This window comes from Streptomyces sp. NPDC096205 (assembly GCF_044763135.1).
Lineage (GTDB): Bacteria > Actinomycetota > Actinomycetes > Streptomycetales > Streptomycetaceae > Streptomyces.
The window spans coordinates 82,186-103,369 of record NZ_JBIWFS010000009.1; the positions used below are offsets into that span (position 1 = coordinate 82,186).

Annotated in this window: 12 protein-coding genes and 1 riboswitch; of the genes, 5 read left to right on the top strand and 7 right to left on the bottom strand. The window is 72.5% G+C overall.

Annotation, left to right across the window (positions count from 1 at the left end; genetic code table 11):
• Positions 1-103: 103 nt before the first annotated feature.
• The 5 genes from ACIQ6Y_RS29920 to ACIQ6Y_RS29940 form a co-directional block, all read right to left on the bottom strand.
• Positions 104-2,341, bottom strand: coding sequence for a hypothetical protein (locus ACIQ6Y_RS29920; protein ID WP_404043528.1), 2,238 nt, complete (start codon positions 2,339-2,341; stop codon positions 104-106).
• Positions 2,342-2,635: 294 nt separating this feature from the next.
• A complete protein-coding gene (locus ACIQ6Y_RS29925; protein ID WP_404043530.1) occupies positions 2,636-3,634 on the bottom strand; it encodes a hypothetical protein in 999 nt (332 codons plus the stop codon).
• 256 nt (positions 3,635-3,890) lie between these two features.
• Positions 3,891-5,042, bottom strand: a complete 1,152-nt coding sequence (locus tag ACIQ6Y_RS29930; protein ID WP_404043532.1) for a VWA domain-containing protein — start codon at positions 5,040-5,042, stop codon at positions 3,891-3,893.
• Positions 5,043-5,188: 146 nt separating this feature from the next.
• On the bottom strand, positions 5,189-7,660 hold the full coding sequence (locus ACIQ6Y_RS29935; protein WP_404043534.1) for a DUF5682 family protein: 2,472 nt from the start codon (positions 7,658-7,660) through the stop codon (positions 5,189-5,191).
• Positions 7,661-7,949: 289 nt separating this feature from the next.
• Positions 7,950-9,179, bottom strand: coding sequence for an AAA family ATPase (locus tag ACIQ6Y_RS29940; protein ID WP_404043536.1), 1,230 nt, complete (start codon positions 9,177-9,179; stop codon positions 7,950-7,952).
• A 134-nt stretch (positions 9,180-9,313) separates the two neighbouring features.
• On the opposite strand from ACIQ6Y_RS29940, the gene ACIQ6Y_RS29945 reads away from it, so the two are divergent.
• Both ACIQ6Y_RS29945 and ACIQ6Y_RS29950 read left to right on the top strand, forming a co-directional pair.
• On the top strand, positions 9,314-10,696 hold the full coding sequence (locus tag ACIQ6Y_RS29945) for an SWIM zinc finger domain-containing protein (protein WP_404043538.1): 1,383 nt from the start codon (positions 9,314-9,316) through the stop codon (positions 10,694-10,696).
• 59 nt (positions 10,697-10,755) lie between these two features.
• Complete coding sequence (locus ACIQ6Y_RS29950; RefSeq protein WP_404043540.1) at positions 10,756-12,621, top strand: DUF5691 domain-containing protein; 1,866 nt, start codon at positions 10,756-10,758, stop codon at positions 12,619-12,621.
• Between the two features lie 390 nt (positions 12,622-13,011).
• Here the strand turns inward: ACIQ6Y_RS29950 and ACIQ6Y_RS29955 are convergent, their stop codons facing one another.
• Positions 13,012-13,428 carry a cobalamin B12-binding domain-containing protein gene (locus tag ACIQ6Y_RS29955; protein WP_399650006.1) on the bottom strand — a complete coding sequence of 139 codons (417 nt, stop codon included), beginning with the start codon at positions 13,426-13,428 and terminating at the stop codon, positions 13,012-13,014.
• A 532-nt stretch (positions 13,429-13,960) separates the two neighbouring features.
• Here ACIQ6Y_RS29955 and ACIQ6Y_RS29960 point away from each other — a divergent pair.
• The gene (locus ACIQ6Y_RS29960; protein ID WP_404043542.1) at positions 13,961-14,824 is read left to right on the top strand and encodes an esterase/lipase family protein; all 864 of its coding nucleotides are present in this window, start codon (positions 13,961-13,963) and stop codon (positions 14,822-14,824) included.
• A gap of 351 nt (positions 14,825-15,175) precedes the next feature.
• Entirely contained in the window at positions 15,176-16,828 is a 1,653-nt protein-coding gene (locus ACIQ6Y_RS29965) for a peptidoglycan DD-metalloendopeptidase family protein (RefSeq protein WP_404043544.1), read from the top strand.
• 53 nt (positions 16,829-16,881) lie between these two features.
• Here the strand turns inward: ACIQ6Y_RS29965 and pcrA are convergent, their stop codons facing one another.
• Positions 16,882-19,377, bottom strand: coding sequence for a DNA helicase PcrA (gene pcrA / locus ACIQ6Y_RS29970; protein ID WP_404043546.1), 2,496 nt, complete (start codon positions 19,375-19,377; stop codon positions 16,882-16,884).
• A gap of 230 nt (positions 19,378-19,607) precedes the next feature.
• Positions 19,608-19,772: riboswitch (cyclic di-AMP (ydaO/yuaA leader) on the top strand.
• Between the two features lie 7 nt (positions 19,773-19,779).
• Between pcrA and ACIQ6Y_RS29975 the strand changes: the two genes are divergently transcribed.
• Positions 19,780-20,988: an NlpC/P60 family protein gene (locus ACIQ6Y_RS29975; protein WP_404043548.1), complete on the top strand. Its 1,209-nt coding sequence runs from the start codon at positions 19,780-19,782 to the stop codon at positions 20,986-20,988.
• The last annotated feature ends 196 nt before the right edge of the window (positions 20,989-21,184 follow it).

Here is a 21,184-nt window from a genome sequence, read left to right on the forward strand (position 1 = left end):
GGCGCCGTGGTTCGCGTGGGCGCCGAGGGCGAGGCCGGTGCCCCGTGACCGGTGACTGGTGACCGGTGACCGGTGACTGGTGACTGGTGACTGGTGTGTTGTGTCAGACGCGGGGGTCCACGTGGGGCGCGTAGCCCGGGGTGGCGGACCCGGCGATGCCCTGGGCGCCGCCGACGGCGTGGTGGGCGAGGGGGTCCGCGCCGGTGTGGATCGTGCCGGTCAGGTCCTGGGCGAAGTACCCGGCCTGCCCGGCGACGCCGTACGCGAACGGGTCGACCTGGCCGCTCACGCCACCCGCGAAGGGCGTGACCTCGTCCGCGACGCCGTACGCCAGCGCGGTCGTGCTGCCGCCGACGCCCCGCACGACCGGCTGCGCGGTCTGCCCGACCGTGTCGACGACCTGGTCGGCGAGGTAGGCGACCCGGTCGACGGTCGGCTGGACCGTTGCGGTGACCCCGTGCGCGAACGCCGGCACCTCCCCTGCGACGCCCCCGGCGAAGCCGTCGGCCTGGCCGACGACGCCGTACGCCAGCGGCGGTACGTCCGCGGCGACGCCGCTCGCGAAGGGCCGCACATCGCCCTGGACGCCGTACGCCAGCGTGCCCGCGTCCACGACGGCCTGACCGGCGACGGGCACGACCCCGTGCACGACGGTGTGCGCGACGGGCGGCAGCACGGCGGCCGTGGCGTCGTCGGTGACCTGGCCGGCCAGCCCGGTCGCGTACGGCGGCACGTCGGCCACCACGCCCCCGGCGACGGTCCGCACCCCGGCGACCGCCCCTCCCGCGACCGGCTGCACACCGGCGACGGCCCCGCCGGCGACACCCCGCACCTCGGCGACCGCCTGCCCGGCGACGGGCGCGACACCGTGGACCAGCCCGTCCGCGACGGGTCGTACGTCCGCCACGACGCCGTACGCCAGCCCGGTCGCGGCGTCGACGGTGTGCGACGCGGTCGCCCCGACACCCGCCACCGCCTGCCCGGCGACGGGTACGACGCCCTGCACGGCGGTCCCTGCGACCGGCTGCACGCCCTGCACCGCACCGGTCGCGACAGGCACCGCACCGTCCACGGCATGCCCGGCCACCGGCACGACCCCGCGCACAGCCGACTGCGCCACCGGGGTGACCCCGCCGACGGCCGACCCCACGACCGGCGGCACCGCGGCCGCGACGGTCTCCTGCGCTACGGCGGCACCGGTGGCGGTCGCCTGCCGGCGGGCCGTGCCTGCGGTGGCGAGAGCCGATGCCTGGGCGGCGCCGACCGTGCGGTGAGCCTGGGCCTGGGCCTGGGCGTGAGCCTGGGCCTGGGTGCTGGTGACCGTGTCGGTCGCCTGCCGGCGGGTGGTGCCGACCGTGTTGACGACTTGCTGGTGGACGCCGTTCGCCGTGCCCGTGACGTGGGCCGGGACGTCGGCGACGGAGGCGCGGGCGGCCGTGGTGGCGGTGTTCGCGGTCGTCCCGGCCTGGCCGGTGGCTTGGCGGGTGACCTGGCCGATGGCTTGGCGGGTGACCTGGCCGGTGACCTGGCCGGTGACCTGGCCGGCGCGGCCCTGCGCGCCTGCGGCGGCCGTCTGCGCCGCCGGGGTCACACCGGCCGCCGGGCGGCCCGCCGCGGCGACGGTCTGCTGCGCCTTGGTCCGTACGACGCCGTCGACCTCCTGCGCCTGGGCGCGAGCCACTCCCTGCGTGCCCTGCAGGCGCGTCTGCGCGGCCGCCAGCGCCTTCTCGAGCTCGGGCGCGAAGGCGGACAGCGGGCCGAAGAGGTAGTCGATGAAACCGCCGGGCGTGTGCGGCGTCGGCACCTCGTCGCCGACCTGGTCGGCCGTGGCATCGGCCGTGCCGACACCCGACCGAGCGGCCTCGGCAGCCTGCGCCGCCTTCGCCGCACGCGCCGACTGGGCCCCCTTGATCGCCTGCGCACCCCGGACCTGGGCGGCCTTCGGGACACTCACCTCGGCGTCGACGTACCGCCGCGCCTGATCGCTCACACTCCCGGGCGTCGCGACGGCGGTCCGCTGCGCGCCCTCGACCGTGCCGGTGGCCGTGTCGGTGAGGGTGCTGGTGAGGGTGCCGGTGGCGGACTCGGTGACACCGGCGAGCGTGTCACCGGCGTCGGCCGTCGCGCCCGAGACGGTGCCGGGCACTGTGTCGGACGTGCTGTCCGTGCCCTCCATGACATCCGTGAGGTCGGTGTCGGTGAGGTCGGTGAGGTCCGTGACGTCCGAGACGGACAGCGAGGAGGCGGGCAGTTCGTCGGCGCTGGCGACCGTGGAGCCGAGCGCCCACGCACCGGTGACACCGGCGGCGATCACGATGGAGCGGCGGATGTTCTTGTTCATGCGTACGTCAGATCCTTAAAGGACTTCCGCGGCCCCGGAGCGTCAGGACTCCGGGCCCCGGAACGGCGCGAGCTCCCCACGCCGGGTCGGTGACCGTCGGCCGGGCTCGCACCAGGGGACTTGGGGACATGGCGGCGCCGAATCCGTGCGCGGTCCGGGAGAGAGGACCAGCGGACGTGAGGTGATGCGGCGCACCGGCTTCCCGTCCGGAGACACCTGATACGGCATCCGGAACGGGGCGGGCAGACCTGATCCGCCCCCGCGCGGCAGGTCTACGGGGCGGTACGGCCTGCCCTAGCCGGGGAAGACAGGGATGTCCCGGTGCCTGTCCCGGGTCCCGGGCACATCGGCCCGTACGGCGGCGCCGGCCCACAGCCACAGCGACGCCCGGTCGTTCACGGTCACGGCCTGCGCATCCCCGTGCCGCGGCGATCCGCTGTCCCCCGCCGACCCGTTCACCGGCCCACCGTCCGCAGGAAGCGGCCCCTGCGGGACGTCTGTGCCACGGGCGGGGTGTGCTGTGGCGTCCGCCGCCCTGGAGGAGGCGCCGGTGAGCTCGAGCTCGGCAAAGGTGCCCTGACCTTGCAGGGTGGCGCCGCGCCCGGTGGCGTGGTGCGCAGCATCGGCCTCGGTGGGCGCCCCTGAGAGCGCCCTGTCCAGTGCCTCGGCAGCGAAGCCCTGCGGGACGACGGGCCGCGGGGCCACGTCCAGCTGATCGGCGCCGGGCAGCCCGGAGGGAGCCGGGAACACGGGCACCTCGTCCAGGCCGGGAAGCCCGGACTCGGGCTGCGCGCTGGGCAGCAGGGAGAGGTCGGGGAGGGTGGTCAGGCCGGTGGCAGGGTCCGGCAGGGATGGGGAGGGCAGGGATGGGGAGGGCAGGGACGGGGAGGGCAGCGATGGGGCCGGGGCGGGTGATTCTGAGGGGTATGGCAAGGCCGGCGCGTCTTCGCTGAACCCCGCGAGACCGTCGAGCCCGTTGAGCCCGTCGAACCCCTTGCCCGCCGACTCCGCGGTCGCGCCGACCATCCGTAGCCGCTGCTCGTCCGAAGAGGCGACGGTCTGCCCCTCGGCAGGGATCACAGCAGAGACAGCGTCAGAGGAGACGGCATCGACCTCGACCGCCGCCACCGAGTCAGCAGCCCCGGCCGATTCCGCCGCACGCGCCTCCCCACCCCACAGCAACCCCACCACGAACAACCCACCCACCAGCAGCACCACCCGCAGCGCATGCCGCCCCACCGCGGCGCGCATCACGCGCACGGCGGCACCGGGCAACACGGCTGAGCAGGTCAACAGGGGAGAGTCCTCCGGTGCGGGCGGAACGAATCGCAGACAATCGGTGCGATATCGCGGATGGCGGTGCGCCATCGCCAGGGTGGCGCGAGGTCGCGGGTGTTCGGTGCAAGGGGTGCGTGCGGGGTGCGTGCTGGGCGGTGTCGACGAGCGGAGCTCGACTCACCGGCACGGGCCTCGATCCTTGCACGGGACTCCTGCGGTTGCGCAAGCCCCCTGTTACCGATGAGTACTCATATCCGTTTTCCCTCCTCCGTCATGAGGTGTCCGGTATCGGAAGCGGGCGCTTCTCCATCGCCGCCGCTATGACCTCCGGAAACAGATCGGGCGTACAGGCGAAGGCCGGTGCGTCCAGTGCCGCCAACGCCGCCGCGTGCTCCCGGTCGTACGCCGGCGCCCCCTCGTCCGACAGCGCCAGCAACGCCACGAACTGCACCCCCGCCGCCTTCATCGCCGCGACCCGCCGCAGCATCTCCTCCCGTACGCCCCCCTCGTACAGGTCGCTGATCAGCACGACCACCGTCTCCGCGGGCCGGGTGATCTGCGACTGGCAGTACGCGAGCGCCCGGTTGATGTCCGTGCCCCCGCCCAGCTGGGTGCCGAAGAGGACGTCGACGGGGTCGTCGAGCCGATCGGTGAGGTCGGCGACCGCGGTGTCGAACACGACCAACCGGGTGCTGATCGACCGCATGGACGCCAGCACCGCCCCGAACACCGACGCGTACACCACCGACGTCGCCATCGACCCCGACTGGTCGATACAGAGCACGATCTCCTTCTGCAGGGACTGGGACGCTCTCCCGTAGCCGACGAGCCGCTCGGGCACGATCGTGCGGTGCTCGGGCAGGTAGTGCTTGAGGTTGGCCGCGATGGTGCGGTTCCAGTCGATGTCACGGTGGCGCGGCCGCTGCACCCGTGCGCTGCGGTCCAGGGCGCCGGTGAGCGCGGCCCTGGTACGCGGGGCGAGCCGCCTCTCCAACTCCTCGACGACCTTGCGCACGACGGCCCGTGCCGTCTCCCTCGTCGTCTCCGGCATCGCCTTGTTGAGCGACAGCAACGTGCCGACCAGGTGGACGTCCGGCTCGACCGCCTCCAGCATCTCCGGCTCCAGCAGCAGCGCGGACAGCCCCAGGCGGTCGATCGCGTCGCGCTGCATGACCTGCACGACCGAGGAAGGGAAGTACGTCCGGATGTCCCCGAGCCAGCGCGCTACGGACGGCGCCGACGCCCCGAGCCCCGCCGCCCGCGGCTCGTCCCCCTTTCCGTAGAGCGCGGCAAGCGCCCCATCCATCGCCGCATCCTGCCCGGCGAGCTCACATCCCGTGCCGTCCGCCCCGTCCCCACCCAGCACGAGCCGCCACCGCCGCAGCCGCTCCTGCGCGGCGACGTCCACCGGTCCCACTGTCATCTCCTCACCTCCGGATGCTCTTCGAGGTCAGCACCTGACAACTCGGGCTCTGCCAATGCTTCGAGGTCAACGCCTGACAACTCGGGCTTCGCAGCCGCTTCGAGGTCAACGCCCCGCAACACTTACCTCCGCGGGTTCTCTGGGGCTCACACCTGGCAACCCGTCTCCGCCCGTACTTCGGGGCTCACAGCCGGCGCCCCCACCTCTCCCACCTCCCCACGTCCTTCGAGCCCGGCACCCGACATCCCCGCTTCCAGCCCCAACAGCAGCCGCACCACCGGAAGCGCCGCGTCGGCCCGTTCCCTGTCCAGGTCGGCCGCGAACCCCGGTGTCCCGGCTCCGACGGCCGTGGCTCTCCCCCGCTCGCCCGGCGCGCGCCGCACCAGTTCGCCGAGCGTGCGGCGAACTCCCGGCTCGTACGCCGAGAAGGTGCGCCGCAGCAGGGGCAGGACGTCGGTGAATGCCTCCGTCGGCACTCTGGTCAGCCAGTCGTCGACCAGGGTGAGGAGTTGCTCGTCGTGCACCAGCAGCAGGCCGCCGCCGGAGCCTCCGCCCACGAAGCCCTCGATCCACGCTGCCGCGTCGGCCGGTGGTGTGCCCGGGGACAGGGCCAGCCCCATCAGCCGCGCCGCCTCCTCCTGCGCCAGCCCCCCGCCGTCCAGCAGCAGCCGCACGGCCCGGCCCCGGATGACGCCGGGCACTCTGTCCCGGTCCGACAGGGCCCCCAGCACCCGCTGCCAACGGGCCCGCAACCCGGCACGGTCCGCCGGCCCGGGTATCTCCTCGTCCGCCAGCAGGCCCACCGCCCCGTGCACGGCGTCCACATGGCGTCGCATCTCGTCGGCAGCGTCCCCGTCCAACGCGGTGCAGGCCGGAAGCAACCCGACGAAGATCCGCTCGGCCAGCCCCACGGCGACCTCCGCGAGCGCGCCGGTGTCCGTGCCCCGCACATCTCCGTAGCGCAGCGAACGCACCAGGGCGGGCAGGGCCTGGGCGAGGTGGCCGACGTCCGTGTCCAGCGCGGCGCGGTCGGCGAGCACCCGCATCACCGCCGGGAGTGCATCGGGCAGTCCGGCCGCCAGACACCGCTCGGCCAGTGCGGTCACGTCGGCGAGTGTCCGTGCGGCGACGGCGTCGGCCTCGGCTTTCGAGTTCGCCGCGGACAGCACGGTCGTCCCCCACACGCCCGCTTCGGCGACCCGCAGCGACAGCTCCGGCTCCCAGCGCAACCGCCAGGTCTCCCGGAAGGTGCCGGTGCTGCCCCGCGAGACTGCCGGTTCGCCCCAGGGGACGCCCAGCAGCCGCAGCCGGTGCAGCAGTCTGCTGCGCTCGGCGTCGGTCTCCTTGCGCACATCGAGCTCCAGCTCACGCTCGGCCGCCTCCGGCTTGAGCCGCAGCCGGCGCTGCTGCCGGTCCAGGTCCCGCTGCAGGGGCACCGCGGGTGCCGTGGCGGGGACCTGGCCCAGCACGTCCCCCACCACCAGCCGGTCCCGGACCAGCGCGAGCGGCACGTCCGAGCCCTCGCACATCACCGCCCGCACCGCGTCGGTGGTCTCGCTCAGGCCGGGCAGCGGGCGGCCGCGCAGCGCGGCGAGTGTCTCGGCCAGCCGCACGGCCTCGATGACATGCGCCGGAGAGACGGTGCGGTCCTCGGCCCGCAGCAGCCCCGCTACCTTGGTCATCCACCGCTCCACGGGCCGGTCGGGCGCAGCGAACAGATGCCCGTACCAGCCTGGTGAGTCGATCCCCGCCCCGTACCCGCCGGCCCGCGCCAGCCTGCGGTACGTCCACGGCACCCAGGTCAGCTCGGCCTTCACCTTGGGCAGCCCCTTGAGCAGCGCCCTGTCGGCCGCGACGGTGGTCCGCAGCCGCAGCGCGGGCACATGCCATGCCCCGCACACCACGGCCACACCGTCACCGAACTCCCGCTGCGCACCGCGCACCTGGAGCCGCATGTACGCCTCCCGCACCGGGTCCCGGTCGTGGCCCCCGGTGCCATAGGCCTCCCGCAGCGCCCCCATGGCCTCCTCGACCGCGGCGAACGGTGCGAGCACGTCCGTGTCCCCCGGGTCACCTCGGTGCTCGACGACGTCCTCCCACCAGCGCTCGGGGTCGTCGTAGCCGGCGATCTCCGCGAGCAGGGCGAGCGGGTCGAGCCGGACGTCCCGCCCGACCGCGCTCTGTGCGTCCCCCGAGCCCTCCATGCCCTCCGCCCCCTCCGCGGTCTCGGGGATGTCGGCGTCGTCTGTGTCCTCCTCCTTTCCCCAGGCCAGCGTGTGAGTGGCGGGCAGGTCGATGAAACGGGCGGGGACCCCGTGCTCCAGGGCCCAGCGCAAGGCGATCCACTCCGGGGAGAAGTCGGCGAGCGGCCAGAAGGCCGAGCGGCCCGGCTCGTCCACGGCGTGGGCGAGGAGCGCCACCGGCGGACGCATGTCCAGGTCGGCGGCCAGCGGCACGAGTACGTCGGCCTCGGGCGGTCCTTCGATCAGCACGACGCCGGGCCGCACCTCGTCGAGCGCCGCCCGCACGGCTCGCGCCGACCCCGGTCCGTGATGCCGCACCCCGAGCAGCACGGGCCCGGAACCGGAAGGTCCCCTCACGCCTCCGTCAACACCCATCACTTCACACCTCCTTCGCTTCACTTGCAGCTCGCACCGTTCTCGACTCCGCCCGCCACCCCGGGCCTCACGCCGTCCCGCTCCCGGCGCACGCAGCGTCACTCATAAAGAGGCCCTGACCCCCGCATTTCGTTGCCTCGCACTCCGTGCCGCTCACGCACTGTGACGTTCGACGACTACGGTCACCGCGGCCAAGCCGTGTCGTCGTCATCGGAGTTCACGTGCGTGCGCGTCAGCACCGCGGCCGTGCGGCCCTTGCCGGCCTGGCCCCAGATCGAGGTGTTGTTCTTCACGCCGTCACCTCCCGGCAGGCGCGGTAGAAGTCCGTCCAGCCGTCCCGTTCACGCACCACCGTCTCCAGGTACTCCTGCCAGACGACCCGGTCGGCCGCCGGATCGCGGACGACGGCGCCGAGGATGCCGGCGGCGACATCGCCCGGCCGCAGCACGCCGTCGCCGAAGTGAGCGGCCAGCGCCAGGCCGCTGGTGACGACGGAGATCGCCTCAGCCGTCGAGAGGGTGCCGCTGGGCGACTTCACCTTCGTACGGCCGTCGGACGTGACCCCGTCGCGCAGTTCGCGGAAGACCGTCACCACGCGGCGGATCTCGTCGATCCCGTCGGGCACCGCCGGCAGATCCAGGGAACGGCCTATCTGGTCGACGCGCCGCGAGACGATGTCGACCTCCGCCTCCACACTCTCGGGCAGCGGCAGCACCACCGTGTTGAAGCGGCGGCGCAGCGCGCTGGACAGGTCGTTGACCCCGCGGTCACGGTCGTTGGCAGTAGCGATCAGATTGAAGCCGCGAACGGCCTGCACCTCCTGACCCAGCTCGGGTATCGGCAGGGTCTTCTCCGAAAGGATCGTGATCAGCGAGTCCTGCACGTCGGCAGGTATGCGGGTCAGCTCCTCGACCCGGGCCGTCATGCCCTCCGCCATCGCCCGCATGACGGGGCTGGGCACGAGGGCGTCACGGCTGGGGCCTTGCGCGAGGAGCTGCGCGTAGTTCCACCCGTACCGGATGGCCTCCTCCGGAGTGCCCGCGGTGCCCTGCACGAGCAGGGTCGAGTCGCCGCTGACCGCCGCGGCCAGATGCTCGGACACCCAGGTCTTCGCGGTGCCGGGGACTCCGAGGAGCAGCAGGGCGCGGTCGGTCGCGAGCGTGGTGACGGCGACCTCGACGATGCGGCGCGGCCCCACGTACTTCGGTGTGATCACGGTGCCGTCGGGCAGGGTGCCGCCGAGCAGATACAGGGACACCGCCCACGGCGACAGCTTCCAGCGGGCCGGGCGCGGCCGGTCGTCGTGCGCGGCCAGCACGGCGAGTTCATCGGCGAAGGCGTGCTCGGCGTGGGGCCGCAGTGCCTCCGAGCCGACCTCGGCGTCGGTCGCTCGGGTGGTGGTCGTCGGGTCGGTCGAGTTCGTTGGATCCGTGGTCGTCGGATCGGTGGTCGTCAGATCGGTGGTCGTCGGATCGGTGGTCGTCGGATCGTCGGGCTTCGTTTCGATGGACACGGACATGGCTGAGTGCCCCCTCCAGCTCGGCCGGTTCGGATCTGACTCCACCGTGCACCACGCCACTGACAATGCGTTCCGACCTGCGCAAACGCCCACGCCGGGCCCGATTGTCAGTGGGGGGATCTACCTTCGATGACATGACACAGCAGGGGGTGCGCTGGACGGCGGACCAGGTGCTGGCACTGGCGCCTGACGCCGCGTCACGCGATGCGGGAAGCAGGCTCGGTGCGGCCGGGCCGTGGTCCGAGACGGGGTCCGACGAGGGGGCGGTGTGGGGACTGTGCAAGGGCAGCGGCAGCCGGCCGTACCGCACGGCCGTCGACGTCGCGAACGCCTCGGGTCCCGCATACACGTGCAGTTGCCCAAGTCAGAAGTTCCCGTGCAAACACGCGCTCGGGCTGCTGTTGCTGTGGGCGGACGGAGCCGGCAGAGGCGCGGTGCCCCGGGGGCGGGCTCCGGAGTGGGCGGAGCAGTGGATAGAGGGGAGAAGGGAGAGCGGGAGCGAAGAGAAGCCAGGGTCTGAGCACGGGACTTCGGGGGGACCGTCCTCCGACTCGGTGGCGTCGGCGCGGCGCAGGACGGAGCGGCGAGCCGAGCGCATCACGGCAGGGGTCACGGAGTTGGAGCAGCGCCTGACGGACCTGCTGCGCGGCGGCCTGGCCACGGTGGAGCAGACGGGATACGGCCTGTGGGAGGAGACCGCGGCCCGCATGGTCGATGCGCAGGCCCCGGGCCTGGCCGCGAGAGTAAGGGAGTTGGGGGCCACGGCGTCCTCCGGCCCGGGCTGGCCCGTGCGCCTGCTGGAGGAGTGCGCCCTGCTGCACCTTCTCGGCCAGGGCTGGCTGCACCGGGAACACCTGCCCCCAGGACTGGCGGCCACCGTCCGCACCCGTGTCGGACTGTCCGCTGCCCCTGAGGGACCGCCGGTGCGGGACCGCTGGCTGGTCCTCGCCCAGTACGACAGAGCAGACTCGAAACTGACGACGCGCCGGATATGGCTGTACGGCGCCGACTCCGGCCGTACGACTCTGCTCCTCTCTTACGGCGCCGCCGGCCGGGCTCCGGAGCTGGCGCTGCCGGTGGGCCTGGTGCTGGACGCGGAGGTGTCCGCGTACCCGGCGAGCCTGCGGGGCGCGCTCGGGGAGAGGTTCGCGCCACCGGAGCCCACGGCGATACGGCCGCCGGGTGTGACGGTGACGCGTGCCGTCGCCCGGTACGGAGAGGCGCTACGGGACGATCCCTGGCTGGAGTCGGTCCCGGTGACACTCGACGAGGTCGTGCCCACACCGGACGGTGACTCCTGGCAGCTGGCCGACGCCACCGAGGACGCGGCGCTGCCGCTCACCCCTGCCGCACGCACCCGGCCCGGCCTGTGGCGGCTGGTGTCCCTGTCGGGCGGTGCGCCGGTGAAGGTCTTCGGCGAGTGCGGCCACCGCGGCTTCACGCCGCTGACCGCCTGGCCGACGGGGACGGCGGCGAGGACGGGGACGGGGACGGGCGAACCCATACCCCTTTACTGACCCACCCGATTCCACACCCCGAAGCGATCCAAAGCCCACGCCCCGAAAGGAAGCAGCCGATGACCAGGCCATCCGCCTCCGCGGAAGCGCCCGACCAGGGCGTCTGGGAACAACTCGTCACCGCCGCCCTGCTCGGCACGGACCGGCGCACACCACTCGTCGCGCTCGCCCCTGACCGGCACACGCAGCCCGCCGGACCTGACGCCGACCCGCACACACCACCTGCCGGACCCGACACCGACCTCCGCACACCGTCAGCCGAATCTGATGCCGACCTCCGCATACCGCCTTCCGGACCCGACGCGATTCCACGCCAGTCACCCATCGAGCCCAACACACCCCTCGGCGGCCCCGGCACAGCACCCGCCACCCCCGTGCCCCGCCGGCAGGCTCCCGCGCCCGTGGCCCTCCTGGACGCGGCCGCGCAGGAGACCGTACGGCGGCGAGCCGGGCTGCGGGCGGGGCGGGTCGCGCGGCGGCTGGAGCCGGCACCGAGGGATCCGCGACCGGCGTTGCCCGCGGCGGCGGCCCGCCGTCTCGCGGCGCTGTTGGCCGACCGGCCCGGGGCGGCGGGAGGCGGGCGTCGAGGCACCGCGCCCGACCTCATGGAGCTGCTCCCGCAGTGGCTGGCCACGGCGAACGCCCGCGGCTACGCGCCGCCCCCGGAGCTGCTGCCCGCCCTGCTGGATGCGGCACGGGGGCGTACGGACCTGCGGCCGGCGACCCTGACCTTCGCGGGTCGGCGTGCTCTGTGGCTGGCCCGGCTCAACCCGGACTGGCGGTTCGCGCTGCGGGCCACGCCCGGGGGCGGGGCCGCGCTGCCCCGCCTCGAGGACACAGACGGGGTCCGGCGGCTGTGGCAGGAGGGACTGTTCGCCGAGCGTGTCGCGCTGCTCGCGGCGATACGGTCCCGGGAGCCTGCCGCCGCGCGCGAGCTGCTCGCGTCGACCTGGGCGGTGGAGCGGGCCGAGGACCGGCTGATGTTCCTGGACTCGCTGCGCGTGAGGCTGAGTCCGCGGGACGAGCCGTTCCTGGAGCAGGCGCTGGGCGACCGCAGCCGCAATGTGCGGGCCACGGCGGCGGAGTTGCTGTCGGCACTGCCGCAGTCGGCGCTGGCCGCGCGGATGGCTGTACGGGCCTCGGCATGCGTGGCCCTGGACCACACACTGCAGTCACCGACGATCAGCGTGGAGGCGCCTTACGAGTGCGATCCGGGCATGGAGCGGGACGGCGTCGTGGCCAACGCTCCGGCGGGACGGGGCGAACGGTCCTGGTGGCTGGGCCAGTTGGTGGAGGCTGCACCGCTCGACACCTGGCCGGGACGGCTCGGCAGGCGCACGCCCCAGGAGATCGTGGCGTTGCCCGTCGCGGACGGCTGGCAGGGGGAGTTGCACGCGGCCTGGTGCCGGGCGGCGGTGCGGCAGCGGGACCCGGCCTGGTCACGGGCGCTGCTCGGGCCACCGTCCGCTCCAGAGGCAGGTGGGCCGGGCGCGGTGTCGCTGGCGGAGCGGGCCAAGCTGCTGGGCACGCTGGACGCCGACGAACGGGCCGACTGGGTGGCCGGGTTCATCGCGACGCACGGACTGTCCGAGGCGTTTCAGCTGCTCGGCGTGTGCGCCGTGCCGTGGGCTCCGCCCTTGGGGCAGGCCGTGGTGGACGCGCTCAACATCGCGCGGGACGCCGGGAGTTATCCGTGGAGCTTCAGCGGAGTCATGGGTCTCGCCGAGCGCTGCCTGGACCCGGCGGAGGCACGCCGTCTCGACGGCCTGCTGGCCATACCCGAGGAACCGGAGGACGCCTCACCGGGCGCCGGCGGCTACTGGGCAGAGGCCTTCCAGCGCCTGGTCTCGACCCTGCGCCTGCGCGCGGCGATGGCGGAGGAACTGGGGGCCACGACGAGCGAGGGTCCGACCCAGGAACCGTAGGCACCGCGGCCAGGCCCCGCCCGATCAGCCAGCCACGCCCAAGGCACCGAGCCACCGAGCCACCGAGCCACCGAGCCACCGAGCCACCGAGCCACCGAGCCACCGAGCCACCGAGCCACGAACGACCGCCCGGGCCCGCGGGCCCACTCAGGGAACCCGAGCCCGAAAGCGAACCCACCCGACCCAGCGACAACCCCACCGAGCCAGTCACACACAAAGAACCGCGCGCCCGTCAGCCCCAAACGGCCAGGCCCGAAAAGACGAGGCCCCCAAAGAGAGGCCCCTAAAGCCCAAGCCCCCAAGAGCCCAACCCACCCCGGAAGAGCCCAACCCCCACCAACCCGACCAGTCAAACCCGCCGAGCCAGAGGACCCGCTCCCCCGCCGGAGGCTACGCCTCGGCCGGCTGCCGCACGTTCGCCCGGACCCAGTCCACGATCGACGCGGTCGTTGCGCCCGGGGTGAAGATCTCCGCGACGCCCTTCTCCTTCAGCGGCGCGATGTCCGCCTCGGGGATGATGCCGCCGCCGAAGACCAGGATGTCCTCGGCGTCACGCTGCCGGAGCAGGTCGATCACGGCGGCGAAGAGCGTGTTGTGGGCGCCCGAGAGGATGGACAGCCCGATCGCGTCGGCGTCCTCCTGGATCGCGGTGTCGACGATCTGCTCGGGGGTCTGGTGAAGGCCGGTGTAGATGACCTCCATACCGGCGTCGCGCAGCGCCCGCGCGATCACCTTGGCCCCGCGATCGTGGCCGTCGAGCCCCGGCTTGGCCACCACCACGCGGATCGGACCGGCTGCCACACCCATCACTGCCTCCATGAAGCGACTTCATCCATCCGTACCGACAAGTACCGCACACATCAGACACCCCGTACATGTGACGCAGGTCACACGCACCCTGGGTGGGTGCCGCACTCGCCCCGCCCCCGGCCGGGGGCGGCACCGTCACGGCACGGACGCCCCGGACCACACGGAAACCGGGGAAGTGAACGAACGTTATCGCCAGCATCCCGCACCCGGCAGTTTCACGGAGGAGAGGGAGGGGGAAATCACACGTGGGACACGTTCGCCGCGCACCGTTCCGAGTCTTCGCGGCCCTCGCGCCGCGACATCCCGCGGCCGGGGCTCCCCGCGCCGAGGCGGAACAAGCGCAAGGGAAGCCGCACCGGGCCGCCGCGACCGGCGGGGCGGACCTCATCACCTCACCGGCGCCTTCCGCGCCACCCACCACCACTTCGGGCGCGGCCCGGCCGAACCGGGCCGACCGCACCCATCGCGGCTTTCCACGAGGGCACACGGGGGACGGAGCGGTCCTCCGTGCGCCGATGGGAGGTCGGCCGTGAAGGTCACCTGGGACCTGCTGCCCCTTCACTCGACCTGTCGGCGCCTGCTGCCCGGCAGACTGGCCGGCCTGTCCGTGGCCCTCCTGAAGGCGACCGCGCTGGAGGTCGCGATCCTCGCCGGGCATCTGCTCCTCTATCCCTCCGGCATCAGCCAGGAGCGCCGTTCGCTGCCCCCGGCCCCTTCGTCCGACAGCACGGCACGGCTGCCGGCGCAGGACCGGCCGCCCGTGGTGCTGCTGCACGGCTTCATGGACAACCGTTCGGTGTTCCTGGTGCTGCGTCGCGGCCTGGCCCAGCACGGCAAGCACCGGATCGAGTCGCTCAACTACTCACCGCTCACCTGCGACATCCGCACCGCCGCGGAGCTGCTCGGCCGGCACATCGAGGAGATCTGCGAGCGCACCGGCAGCCGGCAGGTCGATGTCGTCGGCCACAGCCTCGGCGGGCTGATCGCTCGTTATTACGTGCAGCGGCTGGGCGGTGATCTGCGGGTGCGGACACTGGTCACGCTCGGCACCCCGCACTCGGGCACGCGGGTCGTGCCACTGGCGGACGCGCATCCGATCGTGCGCCAGATGCGTCCGGGGTCCCCGGTGATCGAGGAGCTGTCCCGGCCGGCGCCCGACTGTCACACGCGGTTCGTCAGCTTCTGGAGCGACCTCGACCATCTGATGGACCCGCTGGAGACCGCCCGGATCGACCACCCCGACCTCAAGGCGCAGAACGTACGGGTGAGCGGAATCGGCCATCTCGCCCTGCCGGTGCACCCCGCAGTCGCGACCGGGATACGTCAGGCCCTGGACAGCACCGACCCCACGCCCGAGGCGACCACCACCCCCGACGGCCTCACCGTGGCGTGACACGCGGGGCGCCAACTGGCGGACTCTCCGCCGCAACCGCCCGTCGACCAGCACGACTTCACCCGTTCGACTGCCGTACGACCACACCCAGGACGCCGCACGAGCACACCCGGAGCGTCGTACGAGCACGCCCGGAACGCCGTACGAGCACACCCGGAGCGTCGTACGAGCACGCCCGGAACGCCGTACGAACACGCCCGGAACGTCGTACGAGCCCACCTCGAAGGCCACTCCCAACCCCCGAAGCCCCCTTCAAAGGGTGGTCGGGCATCGCCCAAGAGCGCCTGAAGATCGAACAATCCTCGAACACAAGGCCAATATCGTGCCCGCAGTCCCCCGAAACACGGCCGAATGCCCGTTTCCTTCGGAGGCGAAACCTGCGGAAGATTGTCGTGCCCGCGTACCGCCGGGTACAGTCACCGCACTGCTCTGGCAGCCCCTGTTGTCGAGGCGAAAGAGAAGTTGGTGAACGACCGTCACCCGTCGGGGACCATGACCACCCCGGCTCCGGCTTCCGACGCCTCCTCGGCGCCCTATGCGTCGTACGGCACCCAGGAAGCCGCGTACGGCGACTTCACCACATACGGCGGCTACGACGCGACCGGTTTTGCGGCCGACGGCCACACGACCGGGACGTACGCCACGGACCCGCTCTTCGGCGAGTTCCCCGCCGACGGCCATGACACCGGCGCCTACGACAGCAGCCAGTGGTCCACCGGCGGCCACCAGACCCTGAACTACGACGCGTACGCGGCCCAGCACCAGGCCGCCTACGACACGGGCGCGTACGACGCCACGGCCTGGGCCACCGACCAGCATCTGCCGCTCGTCCCGCCGCAGGCCACCGCCGCCGACGTCAGCGGCCAGTGGGACGCGAGCGCCTGGCTCCAGCCCGACCAGGCCGGCATCCCCGCGGAGCAGACGCAGCAGTGGGACTGGGGCACCCAGGGCTTCGACACCGGCGCCTACGACGCCACGCAGTGGAACACCGACGGCACGGGCCCCGCCGCTCCCGCGACCGGCGAGTACGAGCAGCAGGCCACGGCGACCTTCGAGCAGATCTCCCACGAAGAGCCGACGGCGTACGAAGAGCCGACCGCATACGACGAATCGGTCTCGTACGACGACTCGGTCTCGTACGAAGAGCCGGCCTCGTACGACGACAACGGCCTGACCGCCACCGGCGAGTTGCCCGCCCTGAGCCTCCTGGACGAGCAGGAGGAGGCATCCGCCCCCGCCCCGCGCGCCGCCACGCGCAGCGGGTCCCGCTCCCGTCGCCGTACGCCCGCCAAGCGCTCCGCGCTGCTGACGGTGGCCGTGCCCTCGGCGTGTGTGATGGGAGTCGCCGGGATCGCCGCGGCCTCGGTGGGCACCCTGACCGGCGACGACAAGGACACCACCGCGCAGGCCGCCCCGGACGCGGCTCCGGTGAAACCATCCGCCGCCAACAACAAGTTCAACACCCAGCTGGCGAACCTCACCGCCGAGGCCGACGACTTCGCCGACCGCGCGAGCCGCACGCAGGAGCGCATCGACCTCAAGGCGCAGCAGGAGCTGGAGCGGAAGCGCGCGGCGGAGGAGGCGGCCCGCAAGGAGCGGATGCGCCCCAAGTTCGCGCTGCCGGTCGCCCAGCACGGACTCAGCGCCTACTACGGCCAGTCCGGCGTCAACTGGATGTCCCTGCACACCGGCATCGACTTCCCGGTCTCGTACGGCACTCCGGTGATGGCCGCCACCGACGGCACCGTACGGACGGAGTGGAACAGCGCGTACGGCAACATGATGATCGTGACGGCGATGGACGGTACGGAGACGTGGTACTGCCACCTCTCCAGCTACACGGTCCCCTCAGGTACGACCGTCAAGGCGGGCGACCAGATCGCCTACTCCGGCAACTCCGGCAACTCCACCGGCCCGCACCTGCACTTCGAGGTGCGTCCGGGCGGCGGTTCGTCGATCGACCCGCTGCCGTGGCTGCGCAGCCACGGCCTGGAGCCGTCCTAGCCTTCAGCGTTGCGTGAGGCCCCGCCGAACAGGTCGGCGGGGCTTTCGCCTTTCTACAGCTTCTCCACCGGCGCGTACCGCAGCAGCAGCCGCTTGGGCTTGGCCTCGCCGAAGTCGACGGTCGCCTCGGCGTTGGCGCCGGTGCCCTTGACGGCCATGACCGTGCCGAGGCCGAACTGGTCGTGGGTGACGCGGTCGCCGACGGCGAGGGAGACGACCGGCTTCTCCGCCGCCGTACGGCGCGTGGCGAAGCCGGAGGCGCCCGACGCCGAGGAGCGCGAGCGGGAGGAGGACAGTGAGGCGGCGATCCCGGAGACGGGGCCGGAGGACATCGGCGCGGTGGCGCCGGTGCGCTTCCAGTCCACGTGCTGCGTCGGGATCTCCTCCAGGAAGCGGGAGGGCGGGTTGTACGACGGCTGTCCCCAGGCGCTGCGCAGCGCCGCGCGCGTGAGGTACAGCCGCTCACGCGCGCGCGTGATGCCGACGTAGGCCAGGCGGCGCTCCTCCTCCAGCTCCTTGGTCTGGCCGAGGGCGCGCATGTGCGGGAAGACGCCGTCCTCCATGCCGGTGAGGAAGACGACGGGGAACTCCAGGCCCTTGGCGGTGTGCAGGGTCATCAGGGTGATGACGCCGGAGCCTTCCTCGTCCTCGTCGGGGATCTGGTCGGAGTCGGCGACGAGCGCGACCCGCTCCAGGAAGGCGGCCAGCCCTCCGGCGGCCCCTTCCTCCGACTCCTGCTCGAACTCCAGGGCCACGGCGGCGAGTTCCTGGAGGTTCTCGATACGGGTCTCGTCCTGCGGGTCGGTGGAGGCCTGGAGCTCGGCGAGATAGCCGGTGCGTTCGAGGACGGCCTCCAGGATGGTGGCCGGTCCGGCGCCGGACTCGACGATCGTACGGAGCTCCTCCATCAGCGTGTTGAACCGCTTGACGGCGTTCGTGGACCGCGCGGCCATGCCGTACGCCTCGTCGACCCGCTTGAGCGCCTGCGGGAAGCTGATCTTCTCCCGCTGGGAGAGGGCGTCGATCATCGCCTCGGCGCGCTCGCCGATGCCGCGCTTGGGGACGTTGAGGATGCGCCGCAGCGGGACGGAGTCCTCGGGGTTGGCCAGCACCCTGAGGTAGGCCAGGACGTCCCGGACCTCCTTGCGCTCGTAGAAGCGGACGCCGCCGACGACCTTGTAGGGCAGGCCGACGCGGATGAAGACCTCTTCGAAGACACGGGACTGGGCGTTGGTGCGGTAGAAGACGGCGACGTCGCCGGCCTTCGCGTCGCCCGCGTCCGTGAGGCGGTCTATCTCGTCGGCGACGAACTGCGCCTCGTCGTGCTCGGTGTCGGCGACATAGCCGGTGATGCGCGCGCCGGAGCCCGCGTTGGTCCACAGGTTCTTGGGGCGGCGGGACTCGTTGCGCTCGATGACCGCGTTGGCCGCGGAGAGGATCGTCTGCGTGGAGCGGTAGTTCTGCTCCAGCAGGATCGTCGTCGCGTCCGGGTAGTCCTCCTCGAACTGGAGGATGTTGCGGATGGTCGCGCCGCGGAAGGCGTAGATCGACTGGTCCGCGTCACCGACGACGCACAGCTCGGCGGGCGGGACGTCGTACTCGCTGGGCGGTACATCGGTCTCGCCGGGGGGCCGCTCGGCGGTCCCCACCAGCTCGCGCACCAAGGCGTACTGGGCGTGGTTCGTGTCCTGGTACTCGTCGACCAGGACGTGCCGGAAGCGGCGGCGGTAGTGCTCGGCGACGTCCGGGAAGGCGCGCAGCAGGTTGACCGTCGTCATGATCAGGTCGTCGAAGTCGAGGGCGTTCGCCTCGCGCAGCCGGGACTGGTAGAGGGCGTAGGCCTGGGCGAGGGTCTTCTCGAAGCCGTCGGAGGCCTGGGCGGCGAAGTCCTCCTCGTCGATCAGCTCGTTCTTCAGGTTGCTGATCTTGGCGCTGAAGGACTTGGGCGGGAAGCGCTTGGGGTCCAGGTCCAGGTCACGGCAGACCAGGGCCATCAGGCGCTTGGAGTCGGCGGCGTCGTAGATCGAGAAGGAGGAGGTGAAGCCGAGCTTCTTGGACTCGCGGCGCAGGATGCGCACGCACGCGCTGTGGAAGGTCATGACCCACATCGCGTTCGCGCGCGGGCCGACGAGCTGCTCGACGCGCTCCTTCATCTCGCCCGCGGCCTTGTTGGTGAAGGTGATCGCGAGGATCTGGCCCGGGTGCACGTTCCGCTCGGCGAGCAGGTGGGCGATGCGGTGGGTGAGCACACGGGTCTTGCCGGAGCCGGCGCCGGCCACGATGAGCAGGGGCGTGCCGGAGTGGACGACGGCGGCGCGCTGGTTCTCGTTCAGCCCCTCCAGCAGCGCTGCTGCGTCCAGGGCCGGGCGCGGGGCGCCGTCGCGGTAGTAGGCGTCCCGGTCCGGGGGCACGTCGAACTTCCCGCCGAACAGATCGTCCGGAAGCGGCTCCGGAGCGTGATCGTCCTCGGGCGGCGGCGGGTGCTCCTCCTCGTGCCCGCGAGGGCTCTGGAGGTCCGCCAGGAAGCTGTCGTCAAAGAGGCTGCTCATCGCTCTCCGAGTCTAGGGGTCGCCACTGACAACCGGTCGCCGTCTCGAGAACTCCGCCGACGCCACCCTGCGTGACCCTGCGGGCACGGCCTGCGGCAGTTCTGTCCCGCTCACGCCAAGGTCACGAAAATGTATCGGGCATATCACCCGTCAACCTTCACAGGGGCCACACGAGTTGGCTACGGTGCCGGGCAGGCCGTACGACCCCCACCGGCGAACGTCGCCGGGCCGCGCGGCCTCCGCCGAGTCCGGTGCGCCCGCACGGCACCGGAGCCGGGGACCCACCGAACCTGGGGTGAATCGGCCCACTCCCTCGCGGGGAGCGCCGTAGGGCACACCTTCCGAACACGCCCGAACCCGACAGCTAACCCGGTAGGCGGCAGATGGAAGGAGTCGCCACCCTTGGCGTCGCACCGCAAGCCGCGCACCACCGGGACGCGCGTCGCAGGCATACGGACCCCCGCCCTGGCCACCGCGGCCCTCACCTCCGTGGCCCTGCTGTCGCAGACGGCCAACGCCAGCCCCTCGGACGACGACCGGCCGAGCCTGGAGGAGGTCGAGAAGAAGGTCGACGATCTCTACCGGCAGGCGGAGACGGCGACCGAGAAGTACAACGCCGCCAAGGAGCGGACCACCAAGCAGCGCAAGCGCGTGGACTCCCTCCTCGACGACGTGGCGAAGCGCACCGAGCAGCTGAACGAGGCGCGCGAGCAGCTCGGCTCCTTCGCCGCGGCCCAGTACCGCACCGGCGCGTCCGCGCCCGACACGGCGACCCTCCTGCTCGCGGACACACCGCAGGACTACTTCGACCAGACCCAGCTGATGGACCGGCTCACCGGCCGTCAGAAGGACGCGGTCGACGACTACATCACCCAGCAGTCCGCGACCATGGAGAAGCGCCGCGAGGCCACCGAGAGCCTGTCGACGCTCACCGACTCGCAGACCGAGCTGAGGACGGCCAAGGCCACCGTCCAGAAGAAGCTCTCCACCGCGCGCGTGCTGCTGTCGCAGCTGACCGCCGAGGAGAAGGCCCGGCTCGCGGCGATCGAGGAACGCAAGCGCGAGGAGGCCGCCCGCAAGGCCGCCGAGCTCGCCGCGCAGCAGGCCGCGGAGGAGGAGCGGCAGCGCAAGGCGGCCGAGGCGGCGGCGCAGGAGGAGGCCGCGAGCGGCGACTCGTCCACCTCGACCGGCGGCGCCGGCACCTCTGACACCTCGACGACCCCGACCTCCCCGACCACCGACTCCACCTACGCCGCCAAGGCCGAGAAGGCGCTCGCCTTCGCCCGCGCCCAGATCGGCAAGCCGTACGTCTGGGGCGCGACCGGCCCCGACTCCTACGACTGCTCCGGTCTCACCCAGGCCGCCTGGAAGGCCGCGGGCGTGGACATCCCGCGCGTCACGTACGACCAGGTCAACGCCGGCACGACGGTGCCGTTGTCGGACGCCCAGCCCGGTGACCTCGTCTTCTTCTACGCCGATGTCACCCATGTCGGCATCTACATCGGCAACGGCATGATGATCCACGCCCCGAAGCCGGGCGCGTACGTCCGCGAGGAGTCGATCTACTACGACGGGGAGTCCTCGATCCACAGCGTGGTGCGGCCGGCCTGACCTTCGCCCTTCAGGGAGCCTGCCGGGCTCCGGGCGGCGAGGGCCGAGGGAGCCTGTGGGTCTGCGGGTCTGCGGGTCGAGGGAGCGCCCGAGGGGGCCTGCGGGTCTGCGGGGCGAGGGAGCGTGTCGGTCTGCGGGCGGCGGGCCCGAGGGAGTCTGCCGGTCTTCGGATGGCGGGGCCGGTGCCGGGCCGCCG

What these genes read in the sequence shown, in the direction of transcription:
- ACIQ6Y_RS29965 (WP_404043544.1), top strand. Translation starts at nt 15,176, where the DNA reads ATGCCCGTTTCCTTCGGAGGCGAAACCTGCGGAAGATTGTCGTGCCCG.
- ACIQ6Y_RS29935 (WP_404043534.1), bottom strand. Translation starts at nt 7,660, where the DNA reads ATGGGTGTTGACGGAGGCGTGAGGGGACCTTCCGGTTCCGGGCCCGTG.
- pcrA (WP_404043546.1), bottom strand. Translation starts at nt 19,377, where the DNA reads ATGAGCAGCCTCTTTGACGACAGCTTCCTGGCGGACCTCCAGAGCCCT.
- ACIQ6Y_RS29945 (WP_404043538.1), top strand. Translation starts at nt 9,314, where the DNA reads ATGACACAGCAGGGGGTGCGCTGGACGGCGGACCAGGTGCTGGCACTG.
- ACIQ6Y_RS29940 (WP_404043536.1), bottom strand. Translation starts at nt 9,179, where the DNA reads ATGTCCGTGTCCATCGAAACGAAGCCCGACGATCCGACGACCACCGAT.
- ACIQ6Y_RS29930 (WP_404043532.1), bottom strand. Translation starts at nt 5,042, where the DNA reads ATGACAGTGGGACCGGTGGACGTCGCCGCGCAGGAGCGGCTGCGGCGG.
- ACIQ6Y_RS29955 (WP_399650006.1), bottom strand. Translation starts at nt 13,428, where the DNA reads ATGGGTGTGGCAGCCGGTCCGATCCGCGTGGTGGTGGCCAAGCCGGGG.
- ACIQ6Y_RS29950 (WP_404043540.1), top strand. Translation starts at nt 10,756, where the DNA reads ATGACCAGGCCATCCGCCTCCGCGGAAGCGCCCGACCAGGGCGTCTGG.
- ACIQ6Y_RS29920 (WP_404043528.1), bottom strand. Translation starts at nt 2,341, where the DNA reads ATGAACAAGAACATCCGCCGCTCCATCGTGATCGCCGCCGGTGTCACC.